Genomic DNA, 2,136 nt, shown 5'->3' with positions numbered 1-2,136 from the left:
AAATTTACATAAAAATAATCTGTTTGTATTTACAGCTAACAATAAATACCATTCAGATGTCAATACATATAAGGCTTTTGGCAAAATAAAGATGCTTTTTTGTGTTTATATGAGTGCTATAACTAATAATTTGGCATAATAGCTACTGAAGAACCTTTATTATTTACTATTCATATTTTCGACTTTGCAAAAATATGTCTGTGCAAAAATCTGATTATGAAGCTAGTTTGGCAGAGTATAGTCATCATCAATCCGCGATCGCTCTATTACAACAGTATCGGCTCTACTGGGAGATGATTCCTAGTCTGCGCCGTCCTCATGAAAGTGTCATCGCCATTCCTTTGCCAATTGTACGTCTGCGTCCAACGGAAACCACACCCACCCAAACAACTTGTGTACCCTGTGATATCGCTGTATTAATGTGCGATCCAGAGTGGAAAATTAAAACAGGAGCCGAGATTTTAATTTTTATTCATCGTCCCCATGAAGATTTTTCTGATTTGTTGGGACGGTGGCGCAAAACTCAAGTTCTTCTTGATGGTGATTATGAGTGGTTAATGCCCGAACGCCACCAGCATATTTTTAGTGAAGGGGCTAATTCTGTTTATCCTTTGTTTGTTATTTTTAGTGAGACTTCCGAACGCATTCAACGGGGATTAGTAGGTGCAGAACTACCCTTTATTATGCAAAAGCTGGAATGGGTAGATGAAGATGAAAATAGGCATGAAGAGAGGCTAGAGGTTAAGGAGTAGGGGAGCAGAGGGGCAGAGAAAATCAATGCCCCTAGCCCCTAGCTCCTAGCCCCTTTATTTGACAAATTGCGGCATAATTTCGGCAGCAGTAAAGATTCCATAGATGCTGCGTTGGTGCAATTGCTGACCGGCTTTGAGATAACCAAAGGCAGGCCCGCAGACATTGGCTGCCATACTGGTTTCATCACCTAAAGTGAAGGTATGGGTAGAAATTTTACCTTCAAAGGTGCGTCCTGTGACTTTAACGTTGGTGCTGAGGGGTTTTTTAGGATTGCGCGTATCTACTACACCACCAACTGTGACGCGATCGCGTCCTACTATCCCTGCTACCTCTAGCATAATATCATCGGCGTGTTCCATGTTCTCTAAGGTCAGCACGCCGTTGGTTTTATCTAGTAGGGCTTCGACTTCTGCATCACTCATTGCCCTAGCTGCTTCTACTGAATAACCAGGCATGTGTCCAATATCTTCACGAACGGTAGCGCGGTAAGCTTCCCAATTGGCAATTCCTACCCCAAAGGTAATTTCTACTTTGTGAATTTCGGCGTAGCTTTGAGCGGCTAAAGCGGCTGCGGCTGTTAATAATCCTGGTGTCGCGCCACATCCTGTCATGTAGGTAATACCTGCGGCTTGCAGCTCTTCTTTCATGCCTAGCAGTTGTTCAACTGCACTGGTGCGCTTAATCGCATCTACTAACACCCCTTGCCAAGCTGCGGCGATAAATTGTTTGGCGACAGAGGGAATAAAATCGTTGGGCAAATTAGGTAATGCCAGAAAATACCCATCTACAGGTTGCTGAGTATCGATTAAATCTTGAATGCTGTTGTTTGTTAAAGTTCCAACTGGTTCTAAATAACCCACCGAACCTTGAGATTGGTAGGTGGCAATACATTCTTTGATATCTAAACCTTCAGCAGCATAAGCGAAGCCTTTTTGATCTGCTACTGCTACTAAAATCATTTCCCGTTTACCAGCAAGTACCTTGGCGGCTGCTTGTCCGAGTCCGCCGAAACCCAGTACTCCTACTCGTATCGCTGGCGAAATATTCTGAGAATTTTTGACTGATTCTGGATTCATAGTCAATTGGTGGAGTTGAATCGAAAGCTTTGACTAATCAGCATTTTAGCTGCTTGCTTGTGGCTGGTAATTCAAAGCTATAAAGGTTAATTATGCTTCATTATCCTGGTTTCTTCTCTAAGGAGATCAGTTTTTTCAACAGAAATTTTTCCTGAGAGATTTGGGTATTAAATAAACACTCATGTAGCTGGGTAGCAATTGGCGATCAGGGCAAACGCATCTAAATAGAGAAAAGTGCTAAGTAGAGGTGTGTTTTGAGTAGTACAAGAGAACTATATATAACTGGTGAAGAGAGCGATCGCTAAAA

Annotated in this window: 2 protein-coding genes; one reads left to right on the top strand and one right to left on the bottom strand. The window is 42.3% G+C overall.

Going from position 1 to position 2,136, the window contains the following annotated elements; all coding sequences use genetic code 11:
* Positions 1-194 precede the first annotated feature (194 nt).
* Positions 195-752 (top strand): hypothetical protein, encoded by a 558-nt coding sequence (locus H6G41_RS34435; RefSeq protein WP_190752874.1) that lies wholly within the window; start codon positions 195-197, stop codon positions 750-752.
* A 54-nt stretch (positions 753-806) separates the two neighbouring features.
* Here the strand turns inward: H6G41_RS34435 and H6G41_RS34430 are convergent, their stop codons facing one another.
* Complete coding sequence (locus tag H6G41_RS34430) at positions 807-1,829, bottom strand: saccharopine dehydrogenase-like oxidoreductase (protein ID WP_190752873.1); 1,023 nt, start codon at positions 1,827-1,829, stop codon at positions 807-809.
* Positions 1,830-2,136 lie beyond the last annotated feature (307 nt).

This window comes from Tolypothrix sp. FACHB-123, assembly GCF_014697075.1.
Classification (GTDB): Bacteria; Cyanobacteriota; Cyanobacteriia; order Cyanobacteriales; family Nostocaceae; genus Aulosira.
Note: the sequence above shows the minus strand (reverse complement) of the source record. Positions and strands in the feature narration are given on the sequence as shown.

Coding starts and splice junctions, on each gene's coding strand:
- H6G41_RS34435 (WP_190752874.1), top strand. CDS start 195: ATGTCTGTGCAAAAATCTGATTATGAAGCTAGTTTGGCAGAGTATAGT.
- H6G41_RS34430 (WP_190752873.1), bottom strand. CDS start 1,829: ATGAATCCAGAATCAGTCAAAAATTCTCAGAATATTTCGCCAGCGATA.